Consider the following 26,208-nt stretch of genomic DNA (forward strand, 5'->3'; position numbering starts at 1 on the left):
GGTCAGCGGGTCGGGGCGACGCGAGGGCGACGGCGAGCACGCTCGCGGCCCAGGATCCAGATCGCCTCGACCCCGTCCTTCCAGGTGATCTTCTTGCCCTCTTCGCGGCCCCGGGCGCGGTAGCTGATCGGCACCTCGTACGGCCGGATGCGGCGACGCAGCAGCTTGCCGGTCACCTCGGCCTCCATGCCGAAGCCGCGGGAGCGGACGTCCAGCGAGCGGTAGAGGGCGACCGGCATCAGCTTGAAGCAGGTCTCCAGGTCGCTGATGTAGGAGTTGAACAGGACGTTCGCCGCCATGGTGACGCCCTTGTTGCCCATCACGTACCAGAAGCTGTAGGCGCTGTGGCTGCCGAAGGTGCGGTTGCCGTAGACCACCTCGGCCCGCCCGTCGAGCACCGGGTCGAGCAGCTTCGGGATGTCCTGCGGGTCGTACTCCAGGTCGGCGTCGAGGATGACCATGTAGTCGCCCTCGGCGTTGTCCACCGCGGTCTTGATGGCCGCGCCCTTGCCGGCGTTGCGCTTGTGCGTGATGACCCGCAGGCGGGCGTCGTCCGCACGACCGAGGATCTCGCCGGTGCCGTCCCGGCTGCCGTCGTCGACGATGAGCAGCTCGATCTCGCACGGGTAGTCCACCGCGAGGGCCTGCTTCAAGGCATCCGCGATGCGTTCTTCCTCGTTGTAGACCGGCATGAGGATCGAGAGCTTCACGAGATTCCCCCGGGTAGCGGACAACAGGACGCCATAGCGTACCTTGCCCTCCCACAGGGCAACAGGACCCATCGGCCAGGCAGGAATAGACGGCCGCGGACGGGCGAGATCGGCGGAATTTCGGGATCGCCCGGTTCTGCACTCAGTGTGCAAGCTTTTTGAAGCGTATTCACATCCATCGACACGCGCGTTACCGTCCGGTAACTCGATCGAAACCCACGATCGAGCCGAAAGGAGTGCGTCGATGCTTGGTACCCCTGCCAGGCGCGAACGGACGATCCGACGGGCCCTCACCGCCGTCCTCGCCACCGCTCTCGTCCTGCCGATGCTCACCGGGCCGGCCTCCCCCGCCGCCGCCGCCGACCGCCCGGCCGTCCAGCCACTCCCGACGAACCTCGAGGCGATCCGGGCCGCCGAGGCGACCGCGCTCTACGGCGCGCCCGACGTCCGACCGCTGGAACAGCGGCGCACCGCGCTGGTCACCATGGGTGACAGCGAGATCTCCGGAGAGGGTGTGGGCAACTACGTCCCCGGCACCCACCAGCCCGGCAACTGGTGCGACCGCTCGTACGACCAGGCGGTGTTCCGCACCGGCATCACCGCCGACGAGAAGTACAACGTCGCCTGCTCCGGCGCCACCCCCTGGAACCTGATCGCCGGCGGGCCCACCCAGCACAACGAGCTGAACCAGGGCGACCAGCTCGCGATCAAGGCCCGCAACACGCACGTCAAGCTGATCTGGGTGGTGGTCGGCGCGAACGGCGACGGCACCATCCAGTTCGGTCCGGTCGCCACCGACTGCGCCGTCAGCCGGGTGTTCTTCCTGGGCCCCTGCTACCCGCGCTACACCGACCAGTGGACGATCCGGACCGACGGCAGCCGGCGCGCGGTGGAGGAGGCGCTCACCTCCATCCGGCAGACCATGACGGGCGCCGGCTACCTGCGCTCCGACTACGAGCTGGTGCTGATGTCGTACCCGAGCCCGGGCAGCCCGGACGTCGAGGACAACCCGAACTTCCCCGGCTGGTACGCGGGCGGCTGCCTGCTCTACCTGGCCGACGCGGCGTTCGCCCGGAACAAGGCGGTGCCGCTGTTCGAGTCGGCGCTGCGGGCGGCGGCGGCCAATACCGGCACCCGGTACCTCGACGCCAGCCGGCTCTTCCACGGCCACGAGGTGTGCACCGACAACACCTCCGTACGCGGCCTCTACATCGAGATCGGCATCTGGGACGAGAACGCGGCGCGGCAGTCGTTCCACCCGAACGCGCGTGGCCACGGAATGTTCGCCCAGTGCGTCACCCAGTTCTACGCCTCCGGGCAGGATCGGGCGACCTGCGTCGACCCGGCCAGCACCGGCTCCGGCGTGCTCTACCCGGGGCTGTTCGAGTTCCGGCAGCTGCGCAACACGGCCACCGGCACCTGCGTGGACGGTAGGGGGTACGACTCGCGCAACGGCACGGTCCAGCAGTCGTACGCCTGCCACGGGGGCCGCAACCAGGGCTTCTGGTACGACCCGACGCGCCAGTCGGTGCACTCCGAGCTGTCCCACGACCGCTGCCTCGACGTCGCCGGCGGATCGTTGACCTCCGGTACGGCGGTCAACATCTACGACTGCCACGGCGGGGCGAACCAGAAGTTCGTGCTGACCGGCTCCCAGATCCGGGCCGCCGGCAACACGAACCTGTGCCTCGCCTTCGACAATCCGTGGTTCGGCTCTCCCCGCCTGCGACTGGCCACCTGCTCGACAAGCGGTCGCCAGCAGTGGTCCTTCGAGTCCCGCGCCTTCCCGAACCCGGTCGGCTACGGCCACGACGACTGGATCGGCTCCCGCGTCTACTGAGCGGCGGACGAACGGCGTCAAGAAGGGCCCCCCGTACAACGCGAGGCGTTAACGGGGGGCCCTTCCTTACTACTACTTGCCGCGTGGGAGGACGATCAGGCGGGCCACGCCGTTCTCGCCGTCCTTCGCGCCCGCGACGCCGAGGACGCTGCCGACCTCGACCGCCTCGGGCTGGACGGTGCGGCGGCGCTCCAGCACCCGCAGCTTCGGTCCGAACGTCCAGGTCATCGTGAAGCCGTCGGTGGACCGCACGGTCATCGTCGTACCGTCGATCGTGGTCACCTCGCCGCGCTGCACGGCCACGGTCTTCGTACCGCCGTCCTTCGTCTGCACCACGACCTCGCCGTGCAGGGTGTTCTTCCGCAGCAGCACCCGCGCCTGGCGGCGCTTGCGCCCCTCCTCGGCGCGCTCGCCCCGGCCCGGACCGGCGGTCGCCGAGGGCGACGGGGACGACGCGGGCGCGGCGGCGGTCACCACGTCCAGATCGGCGGCGTCGAACCCCATCGCGGTGAGGGCCTGGCCCTCGGCGCCCATCGCGGCGGCGACGTCGACGGCCGTCTCCGGCGTCGCCCGTCCACCCGCCCCGACCGTGCCGCAGCCGGTCAGGCCCAGCGTGACCGCCGCGAGCAGTGTGGTGGCGGCGATACCCCAACGTGCCATGGCTCTTCCTCTCGTCGCTCCCGTGTGGCACCAGACTGCCGCCGGCCGACGAGTGCAGCGTCAGGCCGATGTTCGGGTCGGGTAAGGATCCGGCGGCAGCCGGACGGTGAACGCCGCGCCGCCCTCCGGAGCGTGCCCGGCGGTGATCTCCCCGCCCAGCCGCCTGACCAGGCCGGACGCGAGCGCCAACCCCAGACCGCTGCCCACCTTGCGGACCCCCCGGTACCGCTGGTGCAGCGCACCGCGCTCGAACGCCACCGCCAGGTCGTCGTCGGTGAAGCCGGGTCCGCCGTCGCGGACCTCTACGACACCGCCGGCTGCCGGGTCCACACCGGCCGGCCGGACCGCGAGCACGATCGGCGCCCCCGGGGGTACGACCCGCAGCGCGTTCTCCAGCAGCCCGTCCAGCACCTGCCGGATCCGGCCCGGGTCGGTGTACGCGGGCACCGGCCGGTCCGGGACCTCCACGCGGAACGGCACCCCGACGGCGCGGCACCGGCCGGCCCAGGTCCGTTCCGCGTCGGCGGCCAACCGGGCCAGGTCCACCGGCACCGGCTCCAGCGGGAAGTCGGCGGCCTCCAGACGGGCGAGTGCCAGCAGGTCGCTGACCAGGCGGTCCAGGTGTTCCGCCTCGGCGAGCATCGTCCGACCGGTGGCGGGAACGTCGTCGGCACCGATCACGCCGTCGGCGAGCGCCTCCGCGTATCCCCGGACGGCGGTCAACGGAGTGCGCAGCTCGTGCGACACGGACAGCAGGAACTCCCGTTGCCGTCCCTCGCTGGTCTCCAGCGCCGCCGCGAGCCCGTTCAGCGCGTTCGCCAGGTCGGCCACCTCGTCCGGCGGTTCCACCGGTACGCGTACCGCCCGGTCCCCGGCGCGTAGCCGGGCGGCGGCGGTCGCCGCGACCCGGATCGGCCGGGCCAGCCGGCGGGCGAGCAGCAGGCCGGCCACGACCCCGGCGGCGAGCCCGGCCAGCAGCGGCAGCCACAGGCTGAGGAGCACCTGCCGCCACAGGCCGGTGGCGAGCGTCCGGGTGAGCACCAGCCCGTCGCCGCCCGGCAGGGCTCGCCCCTCGATCAGGGTGCGGCGGCCGTCCAGCGGCCGGCGGACCGACACGTTGCGCCCCTCCGCGATCCGCTGCACCACGCGGGGCGGCAGGCCGGCCCGGTCCGGTCTCCCGTCCCGGATCAGGTAGGCGCCGAGGCCCTGGGCGCGCAGCTGGCGCAGGAGCCGTTCCTCGTCCAGGGTGCGGGTCGTGTCGAGCCGCGACCGCAGCACCTCGGTGGCGAGCCGGGCCTGGGCGGCCAGCGCCTGCGCGTCGCGGCGCTCGACCTCGCGCACCGCCAGGGGCACCGCGACGAGGGCGGTGACCAGCACCGACACCAGCGCGACGGCGCAGGTGACGAGCACCGCGCGGGCGGTCAGCGTACGCACGGGTCCGACGCCTCGGGTCGGCGGCGCCGGCCGCCGGCCGATCACCGGGAGCGCGACGGTGGGCTGCTCCGGCCGGGTCGGCGCGGCGGGAGCGGGATGCTCAGCCATCGGCGGCGTACCCGACGCCCCGGTGGGTGCGGATCACGCCGGCCGGGCCCAGCTTCGCGCGGACCTGCGCCACGTGGACGTCGACCGTGCGGGTACCGGCGTGTGCCGCGTACCCCCACACGGCGGCCAGCAGTTCCTCGCGCGTGTAGACCCGGCCGGGGCGGGCCATCAGGTGGGCGAGCAGGTCGAACTCGGTGGAGGTGAGCTGGACCGGGGCGCCGGCGGCGGTCACCGTCCGCTTCGCCGGGTCCAGCGTGACCGCGCCGACGACCCGGGGCCGTTCGGCGCCCTCCGGCGGGCCGGCCGTGCGGCGCAGCACCGCCCGCACCCGCGCGACCAGTTCGCGGGGGCTGAACGGCTTGGTGACGTAGTCGTCGGCACCGAGTTCCAGGCCGACGATCCGGTCGACCTCGTCGTCGCGCGCGGTGAGGAAGATGACCGGCGTCCAGTCGCCCGCCTCGCGCAGCCGACGGCAGATCTCCGTGCCGGCCATGCCGGGCAGGGCGATGTCCAGGACGCAGGCCACCGGGCGCAGCCGCCGCGCGGCGGCCAAGCCGCCGGTGCCGTCCCGCTCCAGGTGTACGCCGAAACCGTCCCGGGTCAGGTAGAGCTTGACCAGGTCGGCGATGGCCGGCTCGTCCTCGACCACGAGGACGAGGCCGCGGGTCGGGGCGTCGGCGGTCACCGGCCCATGATGGCCGACCCGGGGGTGGGTCGGACGTCAGGTGAGTGTTCGGGTTCGGTAAGAAACGGGTCAGCGGAGCGCGGCGGGGCGCAGCGGCGCGGGCCGCGCGGCGGCCGGCAGGTCGCCGATGGTCTTGACCAGGCGCTCCCGCGACGTACGCAGGCGGGTGCGGAAGGCGTGGTTGAGCAGGGCGTCGAGCTGCCACACCTGCTTCGGGTGCCGGGTCCGGACGACGAACCGCTCACGGATGCCGTCGATGGCCGTGGCGGCCAGCTCGACCGCCTGCAGGCGCGGGTCCGGGCTCCACGTGACGTTGCTCAGCTCGCGCAGCTCGGTGTTGAGGTGCAGGCGCAGCCGGTGCAGCACCCGGGTCTGCTGGGTGACGACGAGCCGGCGGTGGGTGAGGAGCAGCAGGTACTCGCCGGAGGCCGGACGGTCGGGGCGGCTGCACCGGGTGACCAGGATGGTCGCGTCGCCGGAGCCGACGCAGCGACGGAAGACCGGCATGTGTCGGGTGGCGGTCTGCACCGCGAGGCCGGCTTCGGTGGCGGCCGGGAGGAACGTTCGGGAGAAGACGTCCATGACTGGCCCAACGAGCGGTGACCTGGGGTGATGTGGGTCACTCCGAACATTTGGAAGTTCCACGGCCGGAGTCGCACCGGCTGTCCGACATCGGGCCCCGGTGCCGCCGCCCGGTCAGAGCGGCGCCGGCTCTCCCAGCTCCTCCAGCCAGCCGGGGACGGCGGCGGCGTACTCGGCGCGGGCCGGATCGGTGGTCCGCAGGGCACGCCGCCAGGACAGCGAACGGCTGACCACGGTCACCGTCGTCGCCAGGGCGGCCGCCTCCCGCAGGGTCGCCCGGTCGTACCGGTCCGTCCACGCCTCCAGGTACGCGTCGCGCAGCCGGACCAGCACCGGATCGCCGTGGGGCAGATCGAAGGTGTGCGCGACCGACCGCAGCGTCACCAGCAGGGTGCCGAACGGGTGGGCGAGGGAGGCGTCGCCCCAGTCGAAGAAGCGGTGACCGGACGGGCCGGCGAAGACGTTGCCGTCGTGCAGGTCGTCGTGCTGCACGCTGGGCGCGACGCCCAGGTCGGCCAGCCGCCGGCAGTCCTCCGCGTACCGGCCGACACGGCCGCGCAACCAGGCGTACGTCTCGGGTGTGAGCCCACCCTCCCGGCCGACCATCAGGGACTCGTCGTCGTCGAGCAGCGCCTCGAACAGCTCCGGCAGCAGATTCGGCCGGTGGTCCGGCAGCCCGAGGGCGAGGAGTTCGTCGGAGTGCGGGGCGACGACGCGCTGAAGGTCGGCGTACTCGGGAAGGACCTGCTCCCACCGGCTCGGGTCGCGGTGCCGGCCCAGCACGTCCCGGAGCGTCTCACCGCCGTCGGGCAGCAGTGACCAGCCCCGCCCGGCGTCCACCGCGAGCGGATCCGGCACCCGGCCGGGCGTCAGCCGGGCGAGCGCGGCGAGCAGGCCCGCCTCGTACCGGGTGCCGTCGTTGTTGGCCTTGAACCAGGCGTCCCCGACGTCGGTGGGCACGCGCCACACCAGCGACCAGGGGCGCACGCGCTCCTCCACCGGACCGGTGAGGCGCCGGCCGTGCCGGCCGAGCTGGTCGGTCACCCAGCCCCGCGCGGCCTCCCGCCACCCCGGCCCGTCCCACTGCGCACCCACGACGTCGCCATCCACGCCGGGGACCGTAGCCCGCACCCCGAAGGGCGGGCGAGCCGATTTCCGCCGCGCGTCAGAGGAGTTCGACGATGGTGGCGTTGGCCATGCCGCCGCCCTCGCACATGGTCTGGAGGCCGTAGCGGATGCCGTTGTCGCGCATGTGGCCGAGCATCGTGGTCATGATGCGGGCACCGGACCCGCCGAGCGGGTGACCGAGGGCGATCGCGCCGCCGCGCGGGTTGAGCCGCTCCGGGTCCGCCTCGGTCTCCGCCAGCCAGGCGAGCGGCACCGGGGCGAAGGCCTCGTTCACCTCGTACACCCCGATCTCCTCGATGCCCAGCCCCGCGCGGCGCAGCGCCTTCGCGGTGGCCGGGATCGGCGCGGTGAGCATGGTGACCGGGTCGTCGGCGGCGACGACGGCGGTGTGGATGCGGGCCAGCGGGCGCAGGCCGTGACGGCTGGCCCACTCGCTGGTGGTGACGGCGAGGGCCGCCGCGCCGTCGGAGATCTGCGAGGCCGAGCCGGCGGTCACCACACCGTCCGGGCGGAACGGCGTGGGCAGCTCGCCCAGCTTCTCCAGGGAGGTGTTCCGCCGGATGCCCTCGTCGGCGGCGAACTTCCCGCCGTCGGCCAGGGCGACCGGCGCCAGCTCCTCCTCGAAAGCGCCGGCGTCCTGCGCGGCAGCCGCCTTCTCGTGGCTGGCCAGGGCGAACTCGTCGAGCTGGGTCCGGGAGAAGCGCCACCGCTCGGCGATCAGCTCGGCGCCGACACCCTGGTTGAAGGGCAGCGGGCTGCCCTGGACGACGCCCTCGACGCCCCGGTAGCGCTCCAGGATCGCCTCGCTGAACGGCAGCCCACCGGCCACGCTGGAGCCCATCGGCACCCGGGTCATCGACTCGACGCCACCGGCCACCACCAGCTCCGCCTGGCCGGAGACGACGGCCGCGGCGGCGAAGTGCAGCGCCTGCTGGCTGGACCCGCACTGCCGGTCGATGGTGGTCCCGGGCACCGACTCCGGCCACCCGGCGGCGAGTACGCCGTTGCGGGCGATGTTCCACGACTGCTCACCGACCTGGGAGACGCAGCCCCACAGCACGTCGTCGACGAGGGCGGGGTCGATGCCGGTGCGTTCGGCGAGGGCACGCAGCACGTGCGCCGACAGGTCGACCGGGTGCACACCGGCCAGGCTGCCCTTCCGGCGCCCCACCGGGGTGCGTACCGCGCCGACGATGACTGCGTCACTCATGACTACTCCCCGGTAACCTCGGCTGGCTTCGATCGTACGTCCTCGGCGGCCGGTCGTCCGCACCCGCTGGCATGCTGGACGGATGCATCCCATCGAGCCCCCGGCCCGACAGTGGCGGGTGCCTCCGGTCCTCCCCGCGGCGAAGGCGGCCGGCGCGCTCGTCCTGGTCGCGATCGCCCTGCTGTTCGCCGACGGCGACGTCGTGCAACTGGTGCTGGCCGCCCTGGCCGCCGCCGTCCTGCTCGGCTGGGCGGCGCGGGACGTGCTCGCTCCCGTCCGGCTGGCGGTCGACCCGGAGGGGATCACCGTGGTCCGGGGCTTCGCGGGCCGCCGCCACGTGCCCTGGGCCGCCGTCGAGGCCGTCACCGTGGACCGCCGCAACCGGCGCGGGCTCGCCGGGCCGGTGCTGGAGATCGACGCCGGGGAGTCCCTGCACATCTTCGGTCGCAACGACCTCGGCGCCGATCCGGTCGAGGTGGCCGAGGCGCTGCACGAGGCCCGCCCGGCCTGACGGGGCTGCCGCCACCCGGCGGGCACCGCCTCGGCCGTCGGGTCAGCCGCCGAGGATCACGGCGGTGCGGACCAACGCCAGGCCGAGCAGCGCCACCACGATCACCGTCCCGCCGGCGACCTGCACCAACGTCCGTCGCGACCGCGGGGCGTACGCGAGGACGAGCGCCATCAACCCGCCGACGACCAGGCCACCGAGGTGACCCGGGATCGAGATGCCGGGCACGGTGAGCGTGAAGACCAGGTTGATCACCAGGACCGGCAGGAACTGCGAGATGTCCCGCCCCATCCGCCGCTCGATGACGATCACGGCGGCGAACAGGCCGAAGATGGCCGTCGACGCGCCGGCGGTGGGCCGGTTCTGCTCCGTGAAGACGTACGCGGCGACGTTCCCGCCCACGCCGGACACGAGGTAGAGCGCGGCGAAACGCAGCGGCCCGAGCTGGGCCTCCAGCGCCCGGCCGAGCAGCCAGAGCCCCCACATGTTCAGCAGCAGGTGCAGCACCCCGTAGTGCAGGAACATCGCGGTGACGAGGCGGTACCACTGGCCGTCCGCGACGCCGCCGATCGTGCCGTCCGGCAGGATCGCGTAGCCGAGCACCGCGCCCCAGTTCGTCACGGGGGTGCCGCCACCGAGGAGCCCGCCGAAGCCCGTGCCGCCGGCCACCGCGTCGCCACCCCGGTCGGAGGCGATGGACAGCAGCATCGCCAGCACGTTGAGCGCGATCAACGCCTTGGTCACGTAGCCGTGTCGGCCGGCGGCACCGCCACCGAAGGCGGTGCGCGCCGGCCGTACGCTGCGGCGTCCCTCGTTGACGCACTCCGGGCACTGGAACCCGACCGAGGCGTCGCGCATGCAGTCCGGGCAGATCGGCCGGTCACACCGCGTGCACCGCACGTAGGTCTCCCGGCCGGGGTGCCGGTAGCAGACCGGGGCGGTCGTGGGCGGGGACTCGCTCACCGGAGACTCCAGGTACCCGGGCGCTCAGTCATGCGAGCAAAGGTACCTCGCGGTGGCTCAGGCGGCCCCGCGCTCGATCTCGACCCGCTCGATGACGACGTCCTGCAGCGGCCGGTCGTTGGGACCGGTCGGGGTGTTGGCGATCGAGTCGACGACCTTCGCGGACTGCTCGTCGGCCACCTGCCCGAAGATCGTGTGCCGGTTGTTCAGGTGCGGGGTCGGCGACACGGTGATGAAGAACTGCGAGCCGTTGGTGCCCGGCCCGGCGTTCGCCATCGCCAACAGGTACGGCCGGTCGAAGCGCAGCTCCGGGTGGAACTCGTCGCCGAACTTGTAACCCGGGCCACCACGGCCGGTGCCGGTCGGGTCACCCATCTGGACCATGAACCCGCTGATGACGCGGTGCGAGATGGTGCCGTCGTAGTACGGCCCGCTGCCCGGCTGGCCGGTGCGCGGGTCGGTGTACTGAGCGGTGCCCTCGGCCAGTTCCACGAAGTTGCGGACGGTCTTCGGGGCGTGGTTCGGGAAGAGCTCCAGCCGGATCGGGCCGGCGTTGGTGTGCAGGGTGGCGTAGACAGCCTCGGCCACGGGTACTCCTCACTCGTTGGTCAGTTCCATGCGGATCCTCCCATGTGCCCGATCTGGCAGTGCGGAGGCATCCGAAGGTGGAGGATGACGAAGGAACAACTCCCAGGAGGTGGGACCGTGTTTGGAATCGGGCGGCGCAAGACCCAGGGGCAGCTCGCGAAGGTGGAGCTCAACCAGGGCATCGGTCACCTGAGGCAGGCCGCCACGTACGCGGCGAAGGGTGCCGGCGCCACGGTCGGTCCGCGGGTCCAGGCGGCCCGGGGTGCGGTCGCGCCGACCGCCGTGGTGGTGCGGGACCGCGCGTCGAGCGGCTTCGCATCGACGGTCGCGGCGCTCGCGCCGGTGGTCCTCGCGGTGCGCAACGCCCAGGCCGGGGCGGCCGGCAAGGCCGTCGCCAGCCGGAAGGCCGCCTCCGCCAAGCAGGCCGCGGTGGCCAGGAAGGTCAAGGCGAAGAACATGAAGGCGAAGTCGAAGAAGTCACGGCGGGGCGGGTCCATGATGACCGGTCTGCTGGCGGCCGGTGCGGTGGCGGGCCTGGCGGGCGCCATGGCCATGCGCCGGCGCCGGGAGCAGCAGGAGTGGGCCGAGTACGACCCGACCCGCACCCTGGAGCCGATGCGCGAGGAGGTGGAGACGCTGGAGGTCCGTACCTCCGGTCGGGGTGACGCCCCGGTGACCGACGCCTCCACCATGTCCAGCACCTCGGGCGTCGCCGGTGGCCCGACCGGCGCCGGCAGCTCGGCGGTGGCGGGGGGCGCGAGTGCCTCCACCACCACCCCCGGCAAGCAGCCCACGATCCACGCCACCGACAAGGTGCCGTCGGTCGCGCAGGGCGCGAAGGACGTCTCCGGGCGTCCGGCCGACGACCTCACGAAGGCGATGGGCAAGGACACCGCCCGCACCAACGGGCGTCGCTGACCCGACGGTCAACCGACCGGGGGCGGCGCGGGGATCCCCGCGCCGCCCCCGTCCCCCGTCCTCGCCCCCTGCCCCGCGCCCCCGCCCTGCTCCCGCGATCTTGCACTTCTGGTCGCGACAAAGAGTGCCAATACCGGCATAAGGGCGACCGAAAGTGCAAGATCGCGGGGGAGTTGGGGGCGCGGGGGCGGGGGCGGGGGGTTACAGCCAGCCGTTGCGGCGGAACCAGCGGTACAGGCCCAGTGAGATGGTCAGCATGATGGCGAACACGCCCGGGTAGCCGTACGTCCACTGCAGCTCGGGCATGTTCTCGAAGTTCATGCCGTAGATGCCGGCGATCGCGGTCCAGACCGCGGCGATGGCCGCCCAGGCGGCGATCTTGCGCATGTCGTTGTTCTGGTCGACCGTGACCTGGGCCAGCCGCGCCTGGAGGATCGAGTTGAGCAGGTCGTCGTACGAGTTGACCTGTTCGACGGTGCGGCTCAGGTGGTCCTGCACGTCCCGGAAGTAGCGGCGGATCTCCTTCGGCACGTCCCGGTTGGTCTGCGCGGTGAGCGTCAGCAGCGGGCGTTGCAGCGGCACGACCGCCCTCTTGAACTCCACCAGTTCACGCTTCATCTGGTAGATCCGCTGAATCCGGCCACTGCTCTGCCGGTCGAACACCTCGACCTCCAGGTCGTCCAGGTCGTCCTCGAGCTGATCGGCGACCTCCAGGTAGAGGTCGACGATCCGGTCGGTGACCGCGTACGCCACCGACCACGGCCCGCGCAGCAGCAGCTCCGGCTTCGCCTCCAGGTCGGCCCGGACCGACGCGAGCCGGCAGGCGTCCCCGTGCCGGACGCTGATGAGGAAGTTCGGCCCGATGAAGAGCATCACCTGACCGGTCTCGACCACCTCGGAGGTCTCGGTCAGCTCGGTGTGTTCGCAGTAACGGGCGGTCCGGAGGACGAGGAAGCTGACCTCGCCGAACTGCTCCAGCTTGGGCCGCTGCTCGGCCTTGACGGCGTCCTCCACGGCCAGTTCATGCAGCCCGTAGGTGGCGGCGATGGCGGACATCTCGTCCAGCTCCGGCTCGTGCAGGCCCAGCCAGACGAAGCCGTCGTCCCGCCGGGCCGCGGCCAGCGCCTCGGCGTAGTGCCAGTCGCCGGGCTGCCGCCGACCGTCGACGTACAGCGCGCAGTCGACCACGGCGGCCCGCCGGGGCCCGGCCGGTTCGGGACTGCGCTGGGAGCCGTCGGCGTTCAGCCGCCGGGTCATCGCGCGCACCGGCGCCGCCCAGGCCCGGGGGCTCAGCACCCGACCGCCACCCGACGTCGCCGTCCGTTCCTGCTCCACCCGGTCCGCCATCACGCCCCCTCCGCATCGCCGCGTTGCAGGGTACGCCGCCGCGGCGCTCACCGCGCGTGACGATCGATCAAGGGGGGTGGCGCCGGGTGGGCCGAGCCGTAAGGGGGTCGAGGGGACGACACGGCCCACCCGGCGCCCTTTGGGGGCGGGGGTTGTGCTGCTCACGTCCTTCACTCTGTCGCCGGCGGGCCGGGCGGTCGCACCCGTCACCGGGCGGTGGGGGCCGGGAACCGGAGTGAGATGCGCTACAGGTAGTGAGTGACGCTCGCAGCATTGTGGGCCGCAGGCCGCCCCGGCGGGAGTCCCGGGGCGGCCCTTATCGTTCTACTGTCGTAAACCCGACAGAAATCTCACCCGCGGACCGCGGCCATCGCCTCCGCGATCCGGCGGACACCCTCGTCGATCCGGTCGGCGGTGACCGCCGAGTACGCCAGCCGCAGCGCGTGGCGCCCGCCGTCCACCACGAAGTCGCTGCCCTTGACCACCGCGACACCGCGCTCGGCGGCTGCCGGGGCGAGCTTGTCGACGTCCACGTCCTCGGGCAGCTCGACCCAGAGGAAGTAGCCGCCGTCCGGCTCCACGAACCGGGCCTCGGGGATGTGCCGGCGCAGCGACTCGGCGAGCACCCGGGCCCGCTCGCCGAGCGCCCGGCAGACCGTCTCGATCGAGCGGTCGATGTCCCCGGAGACGCAGAACTGATGCACGATCGCCTGGGACACCATGCCCGGAGAGATGTAGAGGCTGGTCGCCTTCTTCGCGATGTCGGCGATCAGGTCGGCCGGGCCGACCAGGTAACCCACCCGCACGCCGGGGCACACCGTCTTGGTGAAGCTGGAGGCGTGGACCACCACGTTCCGGGTGTCCATCGAGAGCATCGACGGCAGCGCCTCGCCCCGGAACCGGATGTCGGCGTACGGGTCGTCCTCGAAGATCGTGAAGTCGTACTCGGCGGCGAGGTCGAGCAGCTCACGCCGCTTCTCCAGGCTCAGCGTCACGCCGGCCGGGTTCTGGTAGTTCGGGATGATGTGCGCCAGCCGGGGCCGCGCCCCGGACTCCAGCAGCTTGCGCAGCTCGGCGGTGTCGAGCCCGTCCGGCTGGATCGAGATGCCGTGCAGCTCGCTGCCCATCCGCTGAAGGTTGAGCAGGGTCCGGTCGTACGTCGGACGCTCCACCACGACCGCGTCGCCGGGGCGGACCAGGTGGTCGAACAGGAACGCGTCGGCCTGCAACGAGCCGTTGGTGATCAGCACCTGGTCGGCCTCGACCCCGTGCTTATCGGCGATCCACGTCCGCAGCGGAAGGTAGCCGACGGAGGTGCCGTACGCGGTCACCCCGGCGGGATCGGCGTCGAACGCGCGGACGGCGGCGGCCTTGAGCCCCTCGACATCGACGATGTCCAGCGAGGGAGCCCCACGGGCGAAGGAGATCAGCTGCTCGGCGGTCATGGCTTCGAAGCGTACGGAAGCCGGTGGGGTGCGCGCGGTCGGCACGGCGATGTCCGCATCCTGAGCCACCGGGTCGGGTGACCCGGGCCGCCCGGTCGCCGGCAGATCAGACCGGAAGGCCGAGCGGGTCGTGCTGCGATTCCCGGGAAAGCCCGTCCACGTGCAGGCCGAGAGCGGCCAGCAACTGCCCCCAGTCGAAGTAGGACCGCCACGCCGTGATCCGCCCTCGGCGGACCCGCACCACGTCCGCCACGTCCCAGCTGACCGTTCGCATGGTGGGCGAAACCGTGCCGAAGGGCGTGTGCAGCACGCCGGTCTGGGTACCGGTCAGCCGCATCTCGACCGCCGCCCCGCCGGCGGTCTGCACCGCGCCGGTCCGGTCGACGTAGAGGTCGGGGAAGGCCCCGGTCCACGTGCGCAGCAGCGCCGGCAACTCGATCGGGCGCACGGTGACCCCCGGCATGGAGTAGAACGCGTCCGCCGCGTAGAGCTCCGGCAACCGGGCGACGTCCCGCCGGAGGAGCATTGCGTACTGCTGCTCGACCAGCCGATCCGCTGCGCGCATGACGACCTCCCCGGCGGCCACGGTCGGTCCGCGCCCGCACCGGATCCTTACCCGTCGATCCACCGGTCAACCCGTCCGGTCAGCCGATGTTCGCCATGTGCAGGGCCGAACGTCCACCAGGTCCGCCCGGAAGATCCAGGCCCTCTCCGCCGGCTGTCCAGCATCTGACCGGACGCTGGCGCCGGCAGGGCCGACCGCTGGATCATTGCGGGTCGCAGGAACCAGGGGACACGGGACAGGGGTGAAGCGCGTGACCGAGAACCAGGTCGGACGACTCGACGACCAGGCATTCGCCGAGTGGTTGGCCGAGCAGGCCGGCACGGCTCTGACCGCGCTGCGGGACCGGCAGGGTTTCGCCGACGCGGCCGCCCTGAAGGCCGCGGGCGACCGGGCCTCGCACGAGCTGATGACCACCGCCCTGGCCCGCTGGCGCCCGGACGACGCCGTGCTCTCCGAGGAGGAGGCCGACTCGCGTCGGGCCTGGTCGGCAGGGGAACGCGCGGCACGACTCGACGCCGACCGGGTCTGGATCATCGACCCGCTCGACGGGACCCGGGAGTTCTCCGAGGCCGGACGTACCGACTGGGCGGTGCACGTCGCCCTCTGGCAGCGCTCGGCCGGACCGGACGGCGCGCTGGTCGCCGGCGCGGTCGGCATGCCGGCACGGTCGACCGCCGACGGCCGGCAGCTCGTCCTGGGCACCGGACACCCGGCTCCGGCGGCGGTCGACGGGCCGATCCGCATCGCGGTGAGCCGCAGCCGCCCGCCGGTCTTCGTCGGTGAGCTCGTCGAGCTGCTCGGCGCCCGAGCGGTCCCGATGGGGTCCGCCGGGGTCAAGGTGTGCGCGGTGGTCACCGGCGAGGTCGACGCGTACGTCCACGCGGGCGGCCAGTACGAGTGGGACAGCGCGGCCCCGGTCGCGGTGGCCCTGGGCGCCGGGATGCACGCCTCACGCGTGGACGGCTCGCCGCTGCGCTACAACCGTTCCGATCCACGCCTGCCGGACCTGCTGGTGTGCCGTCCGGAACTGGCCGACCGGCTGCTCGACGCGATCGCCCGGACCGGCGTCGAGATGCCCGCTCCGGCCGGCACCGGTCCGGCGTTCGGCTGAGTGTCGCAGTAGGCACAGAGGACGAGGTCAGGGCATAGTGTCCGGGCGAACGCACCGACCTACGCCCGAGATGGGCCACCGCCAGCCAGGGAGGGTCATGCCGGCCGAGCGAGACCAGTACGACGCCGCCGTGGGGCCGACCGGCCCCTGGCCGGGTCAGGACATCCCCGATCACCGGGGCGGGGCGATCGGCGACGTCGTCGACGATCCGTGGGCCGCGACCCCGGCCGAACCGCCGGGAGGCCCGTGGGCCGACGGGCCGACGGTCGGACCACCCACCGGCCCCGACCTGGCCCCGTCCCCCGCCGCGCCGTCCGGGCGCCGCTGGCGACTGGCCGTCGCGGCGGCGGTCACCCTCGCCCTGGCCAGCACCGGGGTCGCCGTGGCCGCACTGCGGCCCGACCCCACCCCACCGGCCGGCGAGGTGCCGCAGGCGGGCCCGGCAACACAGTCCGCCGCGCCCTCCCCGGTAGCGCCCACCCCGTCCGGCGGTCTGCCCAGCGCCACCCCGAGCGCGGCCCAGGGCATCGGCGGCTCGCCGTCCGCTCAGCCGTCGACCTCACCGGGATCGGCTCCCGGCTTCAACGGTGCACGGCTGACGCTGCCCGGTGCGTCGATCGGCGTCCAGACGGGAGAGACGTTCAACCAGGCTCTGCAACGCTCGGACCGTACCTTCGGCCGGCTGCGGATGGCCCGCGTGTTCTACCCCGGCCTGCCGCCGGCCTGGGACGGCAGTCGGAGCGACGTCGTGGACAGGACCGTGGTGGTCTCCTTCAAGGCCTCGCCCCAGGAGATCAACTCCGGCAGGCACGACTCGCGGCTCGCCTCCTGGTTCGCCTCCATCCCTCGCGAGCACAACGTCTACTGGTCGTACTTCCACGAGCCCGAGGACGACGTCGAGCGCGGCGCGTTCACCCCCGAGGCGTACCGGACGGCCTGGAAGCGGGTGGCCGGCCTGGCCGACCGCGCGGGCAACCCGAAGCTGGTCAACACGCTCATCCTCATGTGCTGGACGCTCGACCCGAAGTCCGGTCGCAGCTTCGACGCCTTCTACCCCGGCGGCGACGTCATCGAGACGCTCGGCTGGGACTGCTACAACTGGGGCGCGAAATGGAAGCGGTACGCGCCACCGCAGGAGATCTACGGCCGGATGATCGACAAGTCCCGCGCCCTGGGTAAGCCGTGGGGCCTCGCCGAGACCGGCAGCGACCTGGTTCCCGGGGACTCCGGTGCCGGACGGGCCGCCTGGATCCGCTCGATGACCGGCTACCTCAACGGGCAGCGGCCGGAGTTCGTGGCGTACTACAACCAGGTCGTCCACCAGGGCGACTTCCGCCTGACGGACCAGCCGAGCATCCTGGCGTGGCGGTCCTTCAACGGGGCCTGACCACCGCACGGCACGGGCGGGCGACCGGACCGGTCGCCCGCCCGTCGCGTACGGCTCAGATGCCCCGGCCGCGCTTGTGCAGCGTGCGCAGCACCCGGTCGGCCTGCACCGCCCGGCTCGCCACCGCCAGGGCCAGGTAGGCCCGCGGCTCGCGCGGATTGCGCGCCAGGGTACGGCGGGCCCACCGGAGCGCGTCGCGCCGGTTGCCCATCGCGGCCTGGGCGAAGGCGATCTGACCGGCCACCCGGGCCTCACCGTGCGGGACGGTGGCGAACTCGGGGTAGCGGCGCAGCAGCCACTGCAACGCGGTGGAGATCGTCTCCCAGCGCTGCGCGAAGTACGACCGCTTGTGCCAGCGGACCAGCACGTACGGCGCCTCCAGGTTGACCAGCGGGGCGTACCGGGCGGCCCGGAGCAGGAACTCGTAGTCCTCCGCGTAGCTGCCCGGGATCTGCTCGTCGACCAGGCCGATCGCGTCGACCAGCGCCTCCCGACGGATCAGGAACGTGGACGGGTGCAGCTCGGTGAGCCGGTCGCGGAGCAGCGCCTCCAGCGACACCCGGGACCGGTCCAGCGAGCGGTCCACGGTGTGGTCGTCGTAGCTGACCCGGATGCCGCAGCTCACCAGAGCGCCGTCCGGGTGCAGGTCGAGCGCGCCGAGCTGGGCGGCGAGCTTTCCCGGCAACCACTCGTCGTCGTCGTCGCAGAACGCCACCAGGTCGCCGGTGGACGCCTCGATACCGGTGTTGCGGGCCCCGGCGAGCCCCGGCGTACGGGTGTTGGTCAGGACGCGGATCCGCCGGTTGCCCCGGTCCATCTCCAGCGAGCTGTCCGGCTCGGACCGGTCGTAGACCACGATCGCCTCGATCAGGCCCGGGTGCGCCTGACCGATGATCGCGTCGAGCGCCGCGCGCAGCAGCTCCGGACGGTCCCGTGTCGGTACGACGACGGAGATGCTGGGGCCGTTCATGAGGTCTCCACGGAATCGGAGGATCGCCGCCGGCCCAGGTAGCCGTAGCGGACCCGGAAGGGCAGTGTGGCCAGGCTGACCACAGCCCGGCTGCGACGGGGCAGGCGGGTGCGCCACGCCTCGTCCCGTCGTACCGTCAACGGGCCGCCACTGAATCTCAGCGGGTTGCCCGCAACGCTGTGCGCCCGGAACGGCACGGGCGGCGAAGGCGCTGGCTCACCGGGCGTCGACGGGCGCGCCGGGCCGGAGCCGGCGAGCAGGCGCAGCGCCTCCGGATCGTCCGGCAGACCGGCGAAGAGGCGGAGCCGGCGCAGCGCGTCGGCCGGGTCGGCGGTGAAGTCCTCGTAGCGCAGGCGCAGCACCTGCGCCCGGGTGGCGAGCAGGTGGAACGCGGCGTTCTGCGCCGTCCACAGCTTGCTCACCTCCATCGGCGAGAAGGTGGGCATGAAGTCCTCGCCGTCGACCACCTCGGGACGGCGCACCTGCTTGCCCCAGGAGTACGCCACCGCGCGGCTGTCCCGGACCAGGTGCAGCACCCGCAGGTCCAGCCCGTCCGCCCAGCGCAGCGCGAAGGCGAGGGAGGCGTGCTTGCTGGAGTCGACCACCACCCGTGCCCCGCTGATCGCCAGCGCCGCCCGGTAGATGCGGGTGTAGAGGTCGGCGTACCTGCGGACGTCGGCCAGCTGGGCCGCATCGAGCGAGTTCCGGGCCAGCCGCGGGATGTGTCGAGTGCGGTCGACCCGGTCCTTCAGGGCCAGCACCTCGTCCCGGTCCACGGTGGACCAGCCACCGAACGCGTGCTCTCCCACCTGCCGCCAGAACGGGCAGGCGGTGAACTGCTCGCCGCAGCCGCACCGCTCGTCGGCGCCGAGCGCCCGCTCCCAGAGGTGGACGACCTCCCCCACGGCGCACACGTCCGGACTCTGCGCGAGCAGGAGTTCCAGAAGCGTCGAGCCGCTGCGGCCGAGCCCTCCGACGAAGAGGACGCGGGGGTTCTCCTCCGGGGCCGTGCTCACCGCCGTCCCCCGGCCCGCTGACGTACGCGGCGGGCCACCAGGTCGTCGATCACCCGGCCGACCCGGGCGACCGCCTCGGCGCGCGGGTCGGGCCCGTCGGAGTTGGCGAGGGTGAAGCGGGACGGGTCGGCCAGGCCCTCGTCGAGGGCGGCGACCAGCTCGGCCTCGGACCAGCAGAGCCGGACCAGCCCGGCGGTGCCGAGCCGCCGGGCGAAGAGCTGCTGGTGGTTGTCGACGTGCTCGTCGTGGCCCGGGTCCCGGGGCACCACGATCGGCAGGTGGCCGGTGCGCCGGGCCTCGGTGATGGTGGCCGGGCCGCCGTGGCTGACCACCAGCGTGGCCTCGGCCATGGCGCGCTGGAGTTCCTCGTGACCGAGGAACGGGGTGGCGCCGGGCAGCCGTGGGGGACGGCTGTGGCCGTACTGGAGGACGACGCGGACCGACGGGCGGCCGGCGTGCCACCGCTCCAGCCAGTCCACCAGCCGGTCGAACCGGTGCACGTCGGTGCCGACCACGACCAGCACGAACGGTGCGCGGTCGCCCCCGTCGCGCTGTCGGGGGATGAACGCGGTCACAGCAGGTTCCCCACGACGGTGGCCTCCGGGTACATCCGGCGCTGCTCCTCCCACTGGACGAGCATCGCCGAGAGGAAGGGACGACAGAGCCGGGCGGTCAGGGTCGCGCTGTCGATCCGGTCGTACACCTCGATGTAGACGGTCGGCACGCCGCGCAGTCGGGCCGCGACCACGAACGGCAGGGCGACCCCGGCGCCGGTGGTGATCACGGCGTCGACCCGGCGCCGGCGCATCACCTTGAGCGCGAGGAAGGCGTTGCGGATGAGATTCCCCACGTTGCGGGTGGTCGGATGGTGGGCCCAGACCACCTCCTCGCCGGGGAGCAGCGAACGGGCGTCCGGCGTGTCGAAGGTGACCCACGCCCGGCTCCGGTCCCGGTACCAGGGTTCGAGAGCCACGAGCTGGGCGAGGTGCCCGCCACTGGATCCGACCAGCAGGATCTGACCCGAGTCCTCGGTTGACCCGCTCACTAACGTCCCTCCCGTTCCGACCCGCGCCACGATTTCGTGAATGTCCCTCGGACGCGCCATGACAACCTAGCGGCGCGGGGTGGACAAATGAAGGGGCCGTTGGACGGGCTCCGGCCCGACCGTGCGGATCGAACCGGGAATCCCAACGCCGGGAGCGGCCGTCCGGTCGATCGGCCAGGTCACCGGGGGTACGCAGGGCGACACGGCCCGGGCAACCGGGGCCGGCCGGGCTGTGTCAGTATTCCGTCACCGCTCCGAGCCGGGGTCGACGACGACGCGGCTCCGGGGAAAGGCCGGGCCCGGAGCCGGGAACCCGCCGAATGGCCAACGGAGACGAGCCATCTCGACGCCGGCTGTCCACATCCGGCGGGCTCACCGAAACGTGAGCGGGCTTTCCCTCCTTGTTCGGATCGGCGACACTCAAGGACACGGTCAGGTCCAGCTGCACCGTGGACTGCCCGGCTCGGTCGAAAGGGAGCGACAGAATCTGATGCCCTCACCCCATGTGGCCGAGAGCGAGCCCGACGGTCTTGTCCTGACGGCCTACCTGGGTTGGCTGCGCCGACGCTGGTGGATCCTGCTGCTCGCCGCGATCCTCGGCACCGCCGGCGGACTGGCGGTGAGCCAGCTCCAGCAGGCCCGGTACACGTCGAACACCTCGCTGCTGGTCCGCCCCGTCGGCGCCACGGGTGACAATCCGAACGCCAAGGTGAACCTCGACACCGAGGCGCAGGTCGTCCGCTCGCTCGTCGTCGCCGAGCGAGCCCGGGAACTGATGAAGAGCGGAGCCCCGGCCGACCAGCTCGTCCGGTCGGTGACCATCACCGTGCCGCCGAACAGCCAGGTCCTCCAGGTGGCGTACGAGGCGGACACCCCCGCCCAGGCCCAGGCCGGCTCGCACGCCTTCGCCCAGGCCTACCTGGACCTGCGCAAGGCCGCCGCGCAGAAGACGCTGGAGAACGAGACCACAGCGCTGAAGCAGCAGATCGCCGACGTGACCAAGCAGCTCGGCACGGTCTCCGGGCGGATCGCCGCGGCACCGAGCAACTCGGTCGAGCGGGAGCGCGCCGAGGCCGACCGGAGCGTGCTGACCAACCAGCTCGCCTCGCTGAACAACCGGCTCAGCCCGCTGATCTCCACCGACACCAACCCCGGCGAGATCATCTCGGACGCCCGGCTGCCGGAGAGCCCCAGCTCGCCGAACCGCACCCTGAACCTGGCCAGCGGCCTGGGCGCCGGCCTGCTGCTCGGCATGGTGCTGGCACTGATGCTGGACCGACTCGACACCCGGGTCCGCCGCGGCCGGGACATCACCGACCGGGTCGGCCTGCCGCTGCTGCTGGAGCTGCCGTCGCGTACCTCGTCGCTGACCGTGCTGCCGGCCGGTCACCGGATCTCCCGGGAGCTGGGCCGGCTGCGCAACGTGCTGCTCGCCTCCGTGCCCGAGCCGCGGGAAGCCGGCCGGGGACGCCAGCTGCTGATCTGCGACGGATCAGCCGGCGCGGCAGCCGGATTCGTGGCCGCCAACCTGGCCGCCGCCTACGCCCGCGCCGGTCAGCAGGTGGCGCTGGTCACCACCAAGCCGGACTCGGCACTGAGCACCATGACCGGCGTCGCGGAGGGTCGGCACAGCCTGGCCTCCGCGCTCCGGCGTGACGTGCCGGCGCTCAAGGCGCTCGTGCCGGTCCCCGGGCTCGGCCAGCTCCGGGTGCTGCTCCCCGGTGACCTGGACACCGACGTCGAGCTACCCGTGGCCGGTCTGCTGGAGATCCTCGCCGAGCTCACCGCACGCTTCGACCACGTACTGATCGAGACCGGGCGGCCGAACGTGGCGGTGGAGGCCCAGGCGCTGGGCCGGCACGTCGACGCGGTCATCATGGTGGCCGAGAACAGTCGTACCCGCAGCGGTGAGATCATCGCCTCCCTCCAGCAGTTCGAGCAGGTCAACGCCCCGGTCCTCGGCGCGGTGCTGGCGCCCCGGCTGCCCGCACACACTGCCCCGGCGACCGCCCGCCCCGCCGCGCCGGCGGCCCGGCCCACGCCGCGGCCGAGCCCCGGGCCGTCCGTCGAGTCGACCATGGTGCTGCCGCGGATGAAGCCCTCCAGCTCGACCTCCGCCACCGGGTCGGCGAAGCCGGTGGCCCCGGTGGCGCCGGCCGAGTCGGTCACCCCGGGTAAGCCGGTACCGGTGAACGGGGCGAGCGGCACGTACCGGTCGCGGGGCGGCGACGCCGACGGCAGCGGTCGCAGCTACGCGCTGGAGTCGGGCGAGGATCCGGAGTGAACCGCCGGCACCTGCTCCGCGCCGTTCCCGCCTCGGTCCTCGCGCTCACCCTTCCCACGGCGTGCAGTGAGCCGCAGCCCGAGCCGGGGGGTGCCGACGTCCTGGACCCGGACGCCCTGGCCACCACCTCCGCGCCCAGCCCCACTCCGAGCCTGCCGGCCGCGCCGCTCACCGGCCTGCCGGTGACCGCCGCACCGGTCACGACCCGGTCCGCGGTCGCCGTGCCGCTGCGGGTCAGCCCGTCGACCGCCCCGTCCGGCCTGGCCGAGGCGGACCTGGTCTTCGCCGAGTTCGCCGAGTCCGACACCCTGCACCTGACGGCGGTGTTCCACTCGCGGGACGCCGCCCGGATCGGCCCGGTCGCCGAGATCCGACCGGTCGACATCCGGTCCGTCGCCGTGCTCCGCCCGTTCGTCGCCTACGACGGCGGTCCGACCGGCTTCCTCACCCAGTTCGAGAACTCCGGTCTGGTCGGGGTGACCCCGGCGGACGACGGCGACGTGTTCGACGCCGACCACACGTCCACGGCGGCGCTGTGGAAGGCCGCACCCAAGGGGTCGCAGCCGCCCACCTCCCTGCTCGACCACGCCACCGACGGGGCGGCGCTGGCCGCCCGGGGCCTGGCCCCGGCCACCGAGCTGACCGTCGCCGTCTCCGGCGGCCCGCCCATGGTGTGGCGTCACGACCAGCAGAAATCGCTCTGGGTGGGCAAGGTCGGCACCGCCACCGTGACCGCCACCTCGGTGATCGTGCTGTCGACGGAGTACCGGACGCTGGACGTCCGGAACCCGTCGCCGCGCTCACTGCCCTCCGCGAACGTCTTCGGCGAGGGCGCGGCCGTGGTGGTCTCCGGCCCGACCGGCGCGAAGGGCACGTGGCGCAAGCCCGGCCTTCCGCTGGTCTGCAACATCGTCGACGCCGGGGGTGACCTGATGCACCCGCGGCCCGGCAGCGCCTGGGTGATCTACGCGCCGACCACCGCCAAGGTCACTCTGAAATGAGCACGGTCACCCCGCAGCGCTCCGGCGTCGGGGCCTACCCGTCCGCCGGGGACGCCCGGCGAGGCGACCCGATCCGACCCGTCCCGCCGGTGTACCAGCCGCGGACCTGGTCGTTGCGGCTGCCCACCGCGTGGCCCCTGATCGCGCTCTTCGTCCTCTGGCCGGTGTGGTGGGCGCTCGGGCTGTCCAGCTTCGTCTTCGTCGTCTTCGCGGTGCCGATGGTGGTGCAACTGTGGCGCCGTGGCCCGGTCCGCGTACCGCCCGGTTTCGGCATCTGGCTGGTGCTGCTGCTCTGGGTGGTGCTCTCCGCCCTGATGCTCGACCTCACCTCGCCCAACACGCTCCCTCCCGGTGGTGGCGGCCGGTACATCGGCTGGGCCATCCGCGTCGCCAACTACGTGGCGATGACCGTGGTGATGCTCTACGTGCTCAACCTGAGTGAGCGGGAGCTGTCCCGGCGGCGGGTGGTCCGGCTGTTCGGGTTCATGGGTGTCGTCGTCGTGATCGGCGGCTGGCTCGGTTCGCTCTTCCCCACCCTCGGTTTCGTCGCGCCGCTGCGCTTCGTCCTGCCGGAGTCGATCGCCAGCCAGCCGTTCGTCGCCTCGCTGATGGACGTCAAGTTCGCCCAGGTCCAGCAGGTCATCGAGGGCGAGGCCAGCTCCCCCCGCCCCTCCGCCCCCTTCGAGTACACGAACTCCTGGGGAGAGAACACCGCGATCCTGCTGATCTGGCTCATCGTGGGCTGGGTCGTGCTGGGCCGACCGTTGCGGCGGACGTTCGGCATCGCGATCGCGCTGGCCGCGGTCTTCCCGATCATCTACTCGCTGAACCGGGGTCTCTGGATCGGGCTCGGCATCTCGGCCGTGTACGTGGCGATCCGCCTGGCGCTGCGCGGCCGGATGCTGGTGCTCGGCGGGCTCGGGCTGGCGGTCGGGCTGATCGGCGTCCTCATCATCGCCACCCCGCTCGGTCGCACCTTCGACGACCGGCTCCAGAACGGGCACAGCGACGACATCCGCACCACCCTCTCCCAGGGCGCCGTCCAGGCCGCCAACCACTCGCCCGTGCTCGGGTACGGGGGCAACCGGGCGCTGATCGGCAGCAACCGGTCGATCGCCATCGGCAAGTCCGAGGACTGCCCCCAGTGCGGCAACCGGGAGCTGGGCAGCAACGGCCAGTTCTGGGCACTGCTCGTGGGCCAGGGCTACGTCGGAGCCCTCTGCTACAACGGGTTCTTCCTCTACAGCCTCTGGCGCTACCGGCGGGACCACAGCCCGATCGGCATCGCCGGCAGCCTCGTGCTCATCCTCATGCTCTTCTTCCAGTTCACCTACGGCGCGATGGAAGCCACCCTCGCGTACGGCCTGATCACGGTCGCCCTGCTCGCGCGCAACGACCGGCTGCGTCGCGCCGCCGCGACCCGACCGTCCACCAGCATTCCCGGGCCACGGCCCCGACTCGTCACCGGCGGTGAGCGTTGATCGCATCCCACCCGTCCCCGGGCGGAAACAGCCGCGCCGAGTACCTGGGCGAGCTGACCGGACTGATCTGGCCGGACCCGGCCACGCCCGCTGTGCGCCGGGGCGGCGCCGGCTGGGTGGTCGTGCCGTCGGCATCCCGGCCACGGCTGCTGGTGCCCACCGGTTCGGGCCGGGCCGCGGCGAACGCCGTCCGCCACTCCACCGAGGCGGTCGGTCGCAAGGCCCGGCTGGTCCGGCAGGGGTTGGCCACCGCGTTCCGGCTGGGGATGGGCCCGCTGGTGTTCCGCGACCGCGTGGTGGTGACCGGCGTCGGACTGGACGCCCACCTGACCGAGGTGCTGGGTGAGCGCGTCATGGTCAGCATGCACATCGGTCCGGCCCGCGCGAACCGCAAGCCGGTGCTGCAACTGCTGGCACCGGACGGGCGGGCGCTCGGGTACGCCAAGCTCGGCGTGGACCCGCTGACCCGCGCCCTGGTCGACGCCGAGGCCGCCGCCCTGCATCGCCTCGCCGGTCTGCCGCTCGGCCCGGTCACCGTGGCCGGCGTACGGCACCACGGCGTCTGGCACGGGCACGCGCTGCTGGTGCAGGAGGCGCTGCCGGTGCGACTGCCCCGGGCCGCGCCGGCCACCGCCGTGGCGGCCCAGCAGGCGGCCATGGTGGCGGTCGCCGGTTGTCTCGGCGTACGCCGGGAGTCGTGGCCCGTGAGCGGACACGCCGCCCGGCTGACCGGGGCGGTGGACGCGCTGGGTCCACGGCCGGAGGCGGAGCGGCTGCGCGCCGTGCTCAGGTCCGTGGCGGAGGCCCGTCCCACGATGGCCTTCGGTGCCTGGCACGGCGACTGGAACGGCGGCAACAGCGCCGTGCTCGCCGACGGCCGGGTGCTGGTCTGGGACTGGGAACGGTTCGAGGCGGACGTGCCGGCCGGCTACGACGCGCTGCACCGTACGGTGCAGACCGCCATCGGCAACCAGGGGATGGACCCGACGGAGGCGGCGCGGGCGCTCGTCGCCGGGGCGGACCGTACGCTCGCGCCGTTCGACCCCGACGGCCGGGACGCCGACCTGGTCGCCGTGCTCTACCTGGTGGAGCTGGCGGCACGTTATCTGCGGGACCGGCAGGCGGAGGCGGGTGTGCGGCTGGGGCACGTCGACACGTGGCTGCTGCCCGCCGTGGAAGAGCACCTGGCCCGGCGGGCCCGGTAAGAGTGAGGAGTGGGGAC

25 protein-coding genes are annotated in these 26,208 nt (G+C 73.0%); 9 read left to right on the top strand and 16 right to left on the bottom strand.

Translation table 11 applies throughout. The annotated features are described in order from the left end of the window. Window positions 1-2: 2 nt before the first annotated feature. Window positions 3-710 carry a glycosyltransferase family 2 protein gene (locus ACTMSW_RS23250; protein WP_441182795.1) on the bottom strand — a complete coding sequence of 236 codons (708 nt, stop codon included), beginning with the start codon at window positions 708-710 and terminating at the stop codon, window positions 3-5. Between the two features lie 244 nt (window positions 711-954). Here ACTMSW_RS23250 and ACTMSW_RS23255 point away from each other — a divergent pair, with 244 nt between their 5' ends. Next, a complete protein-coding gene (locus ACTMSW_RS23255) occupies window positions 955-2,550 on the top strand; it encodes a ricin-type beta-trefoil lectin domain protein (RefSeq protein WP_441182796.1) in 1,596 nt (531 codons plus the stop codon). Window positions 2,551-2,622: 72 nt separating this feature from the next. Here ACTMSW_RS23255 and ACTMSW_RS23260 read toward each other — a convergent pair whose 3' ends face one another. From ACTMSW_RS23260 to ACTMSW_RS23285, 6 genes are all read right to left on the bottom strand, one after another. After that, the gene (locus ACTMSW_RS23260) at window positions 2,623-3,210 is read right to left on the bottom strand and encodes a hypothetical protein (RefSeq protein ID WP_441182797.1); all 588 of its coding nucleotides are present in this window, start codon (window positions 3,208-3,210) and stop codon (window positions 2,623-2,625) included. Between the two features lie 60 nt (window positions 3,211-3,270). After that, window positions 3,271-4,752 (bottom strand): sensor histidine kinase, encoded by a 1,482-nt coding sequence (locus ACTMSW_RS23265; RefSeq protein ID WP_441182798.1) that lies wholly within the window; start codon window positions 4,750-4,752, stop codon window positions 3,271-3,273. After that, entirely contained in the window at window positions 4,745-5,437 is a 693-nt protein-coding gene (locus ACTMSW_RS23270) for a response regulator transcription factor (RefSeq protein ID WP_441182799.1), read from the bottom strand. The genes ACTMSW_RS23265 and ACTMSW_RS23270 overlap by 8 nt, the downstream gene beginning before the upstream one ends. A gap of 69 nt (window positions 5,438-5,506) precedes the next feature. After that, entirely contained in the window at window positions 5,507-6,019 is a 513-nt protein-coding gene (locus ACTMSW_RS23275) for a hypothetical protein (protein WP_441182800.1), read from the bottom strand. Between the two features lie 114 nt (window positions 6,020-6,133). After that, window positions 6,134-7,129, bottom strand: coding sequence for a phosphotransferase (locus ACTMSW_RS23280; protein ID WP_441182801.1), 996 nt, complete (start codon window positions 7,127-7,129; stop codon window positions 6,134-6,136). Window positions 7,130-7,184: 55 nt separating this feature from the next. Then, window positions 7,185-8,357: a thiolase family protein gene (locus ACTMSW_RS23285; RefSeq protein ID WP_441182802.1), complete on the bottom strand. Its 1,173-nt coding sequence runs from the start codon at window positions 8,355-8,357 to the stop codon at window positions 7,185-7,187. A gap of 82 nt (window positions 8,358-8,439) precedes the next feature. On the opposite strand from ACTMSW_RS23285, the gene ACTMSW_RS23290 reads away from it, so the two are divergent. Continuing rightward, a complete protein-coding gene (locus ACTMSW_RS23290; RefSeq protein ID WP_441182803.1) occupies window positions 8,440-8,868 on the top strand; it encodes a PH domain-containing protein in 429 nt (142 codons plus the stop codon). Between the two features lie 42 nt (window positions 8,869-8,910). Here the strand turns inward: ACTMSW_RS23290 and ACTMSW_RS23295 are convergent, their stop codons facing one another. Both ACTMSW_RS23295 and ACTMSW_RS23300 read right to left on the bottom strand, forming a co-directional pair. Then, window positions 8,911-9,828, bottom strand: coding sequence for a rhomboid family intramembrane serine protease (locus tag ACTMSW_RS23295; protein WP_441182804.1), 918 nt, complete (start codon window positions 9,826-9,828; stop codon window positions 8,911-8,913). 57 nt (window positions 9,829-9,885) lie between these two features. Further along, window positions 9,886-10,416 carry a peptidylprolyl isomerase gene (locus ACTMSW_RS23300; protein WP_357031955.1) on the bottom strand — a complete coding sequence of 177 codons (531 nt, stop codon included), beginning with the start codon at window positions 10,414-10,416 and terminating at the stop codon, window positions 9,886-9,888. 84 nt (window positions 10,417-10,500) lie between these two features. On the opposite strand from ACTMSW_RS23300, the gene ACTMSW_RS23305 reads away from it, so the two are divergent. After that, entirely contained in the window at window positions 10,501-11,334 is an 834-nt protein-coding gene (locus ACTMSW_RS23305; protein ID WP_441182805.1) for a hypothetical protein, read from the top strand. Between the two features lie 201 nt (window positions 11,335-11,535). Here the strand turns inward: ACTMSW_RS23305 and corA are convergent, their stop codons facing one another. From corA to ACTMSW_RS23320, 3 genes are all read right to left on the bottom strand, one after another. Beyond that, complete coding sequence (gene corA / locus ACTMSW_RS23310) at window positions 11,536-12,681, bottom strand: magnesium/cobalt transporter CorA (RefSeq protein WP_441182806.1); 1,146 nt, start codon at window positions 12,679-12,681, stop codon at window positions 11,536-11,538. A gap of 350 nt (window positions 12,682-13,031) precedes the next feature. Next, window positions 13,032-14,171, bottom strand: coding sequence for a PLP-dependent aminotransferase family protein (locus tag ACTMSW_RS23315; RefSeq protein WP_441182954.1), 1,140 nt, complete (start codon window positions 14,169-14,171; stop codon window positions 13,032-13,034). 61 nt (window positions 14,172-14,232) lie between these two features. Continuing rightward, window positions 14,233-14,691: an ester cyclase gene (locus ACTMSW_RS23320; protein ID WP_441182807.1), complete on the bottom strand. Its 459-nt coding sequence runs from the start codon at window positions 14,689-14,691 to the stop codon at window positions 14,233-14,235. 241 nt (window positions 14,692-14,932) lie between these two features. Between ACTMSW_RS23320 and ACTMSW_RS23325 the strand changes: the two genes are divergently transcribed. After that, the gene (locus ACTMSW_RS23325) at window positions 14,933-15,802 is read left to right on the top strand and encodes a 3'(2'),5'-bisphosphate nucleotidase CysQ (RefSeq protein WP_441182808.1); all 870 of its coding nucleotides are present in this window, start codon (window positions 14,933-14,935) and stop codon (window positions 15,800-15,802) included. 97 nt (window positions 15,803-15,899) lie between these two features. Next, window positions 15,900-17,189 (top strand): hypothetical protein, encoded by a 1,290-nt coding sequence (locus ACTMSW_RS23330; protein WP_441182809.1) that lies wholly within the window; start codon window positions 15,900-15,902, stop codon window positions 17,187-17,189. A 55-nt stretch (window positions 17,190-17,244) separates the two neighbouring features. Here ACTMSW_RS23330 and ACTMSW_RS23335 read toward each other — a convergent pair whose 3' ends face one another. Genes ACTMSW_RS23335 through ACTMSW_RS23350 form a run of 4 tightly spaced genes read right to left on the bottom strand, consistent with a single transcriptional unit; the run spans window position 17,245 to window position 20,280 of the window. Further along, on the bottom strand, window positions 17,245-18,159 hold the full coding sequence (locus ACTMSW_RS23335; protein ID WP_441182810.1) for a glycosyltransferase family 2 protein: 915 nt from the start codon (window positions 18,157-18,159) through the stop codon (window positions 17,245-17,247). After that, entirely contained in the window at window positions 18,156-19,175 is a 1,020-nt protein-coding gene (locus ACTMSW_RS23340; protein WP_441182811.1) for a sulfotransferase, read from the bottom strand. Before ACTMSW_RS23340 ends, ACTMSW_RS23335 begins: the two co-directional genes overlap by 4 nt. Then, complete coding sequence (locus tag ACTMSW_RS23345) at window positions 19,172-19,750, bottom strand: glycosyltransferase (RefSeq protein ID WP_441182812.1); 579 nt, start codon at window positions 19,748-19,750, stop codon at window positions 19,172-19,174. Before ACTMSW_RS23345 ends, ACTMSW_RS23340 begins: the two co-directional genes overlap by 4 nt. Beyond that, window positions 19,747-20,280, bottom strand: coding sequence for a UDP-N-acetylglucosamine--LPS N-acetylglucosamine transferase (locus ACTMSW_RS23350; protein ID WP_441182813.1), 534 nt, complete (start codon window positions 20,278-20,280; stop codon window positions 19,747-19,749). The genes ACTMSW_RS23345 and ACTMSW_RS23350 overlap by 4 nt, the downstream gene beginning before the upstream one ends. A 430-nt stretch (window positions 20,281-20,710) precedes the next feature. On the opposite strand from ACTMSW_RS23350, the gene ACTMSW_RS23355 reads away from it, so the two are divergent. The 4 genes from ACTMSW_RS23355 to ACTMSW_RS23370 are packed head-to-tail and all read left to right on the top strand — an operon-like array spanning window position 20,711 to window position 26,191. Next, window positions 20,711-22,504 (top strand): Wzz/FepE/Etk N-terminal domain-containing protein, encoded by a 1,794-nt coding sequence (locus ACTMSW_RS23355; protein WP_441182814.1) that lies wholly within the window; start codon window positions 20,711-20,713, stop codon window positions 22,502-22,504. Continuing rightward, entirely contained in the window at window positions 22,501-23,505 is a 1,005-nt protein-coding gene (locus ACTMSW_RS23360) for a DUF3048 domain-containing protein (protein WP_441182815.1), read from the top strand. Before ACTMSW_RS23355 ends, ACTMSW_RS23360 begins: the two co-directional genes overlap by 4 nt. After that, window positions 23,502-24,986 (top strand): O-antigen ligase family protein, encoded by a 1,485-nt coding sequence (locus ACTMSW_RS23365; RefSeq protein WP_441182816.1) that lies wholly within the window; start codon window positions 23,502-23,504, stop codon window positions 24,984-24,986. The genes ACTMSW_RS23360 and ACTMSW_RS23365 overlap by 4 nt, the downstream gene beginning before the upstream one ends. Beyond that, window positions 24,983-26,191, top strand: coding sequence for a hypothetical protein (locus tag ACTMSW_RS23370; protein ID WP_441182817.1), 1,209 nt, complete (start codon window positions 24,983-24,985; stop codon window positions 26,189-26,191). The genes ACTMSW_RS23365 and ACTMSW_RS23370 overlap by 4 nt, the downstream gene beginning before the upstream one ends. The last annotated feature ends 17 nt before the right edge of the window (window positions 26,192-26,208 follow it).

This window comes from Micromonospora sp. BQ11, assembly GCF_052068135.1.
In the GTDB taxonomy this organism is placed as follows: domain Bacteria; phylum Actinomycetota; class Actinomycetes; order Mycobacteriales; family Micromonosporaceae; genus Micromonospora.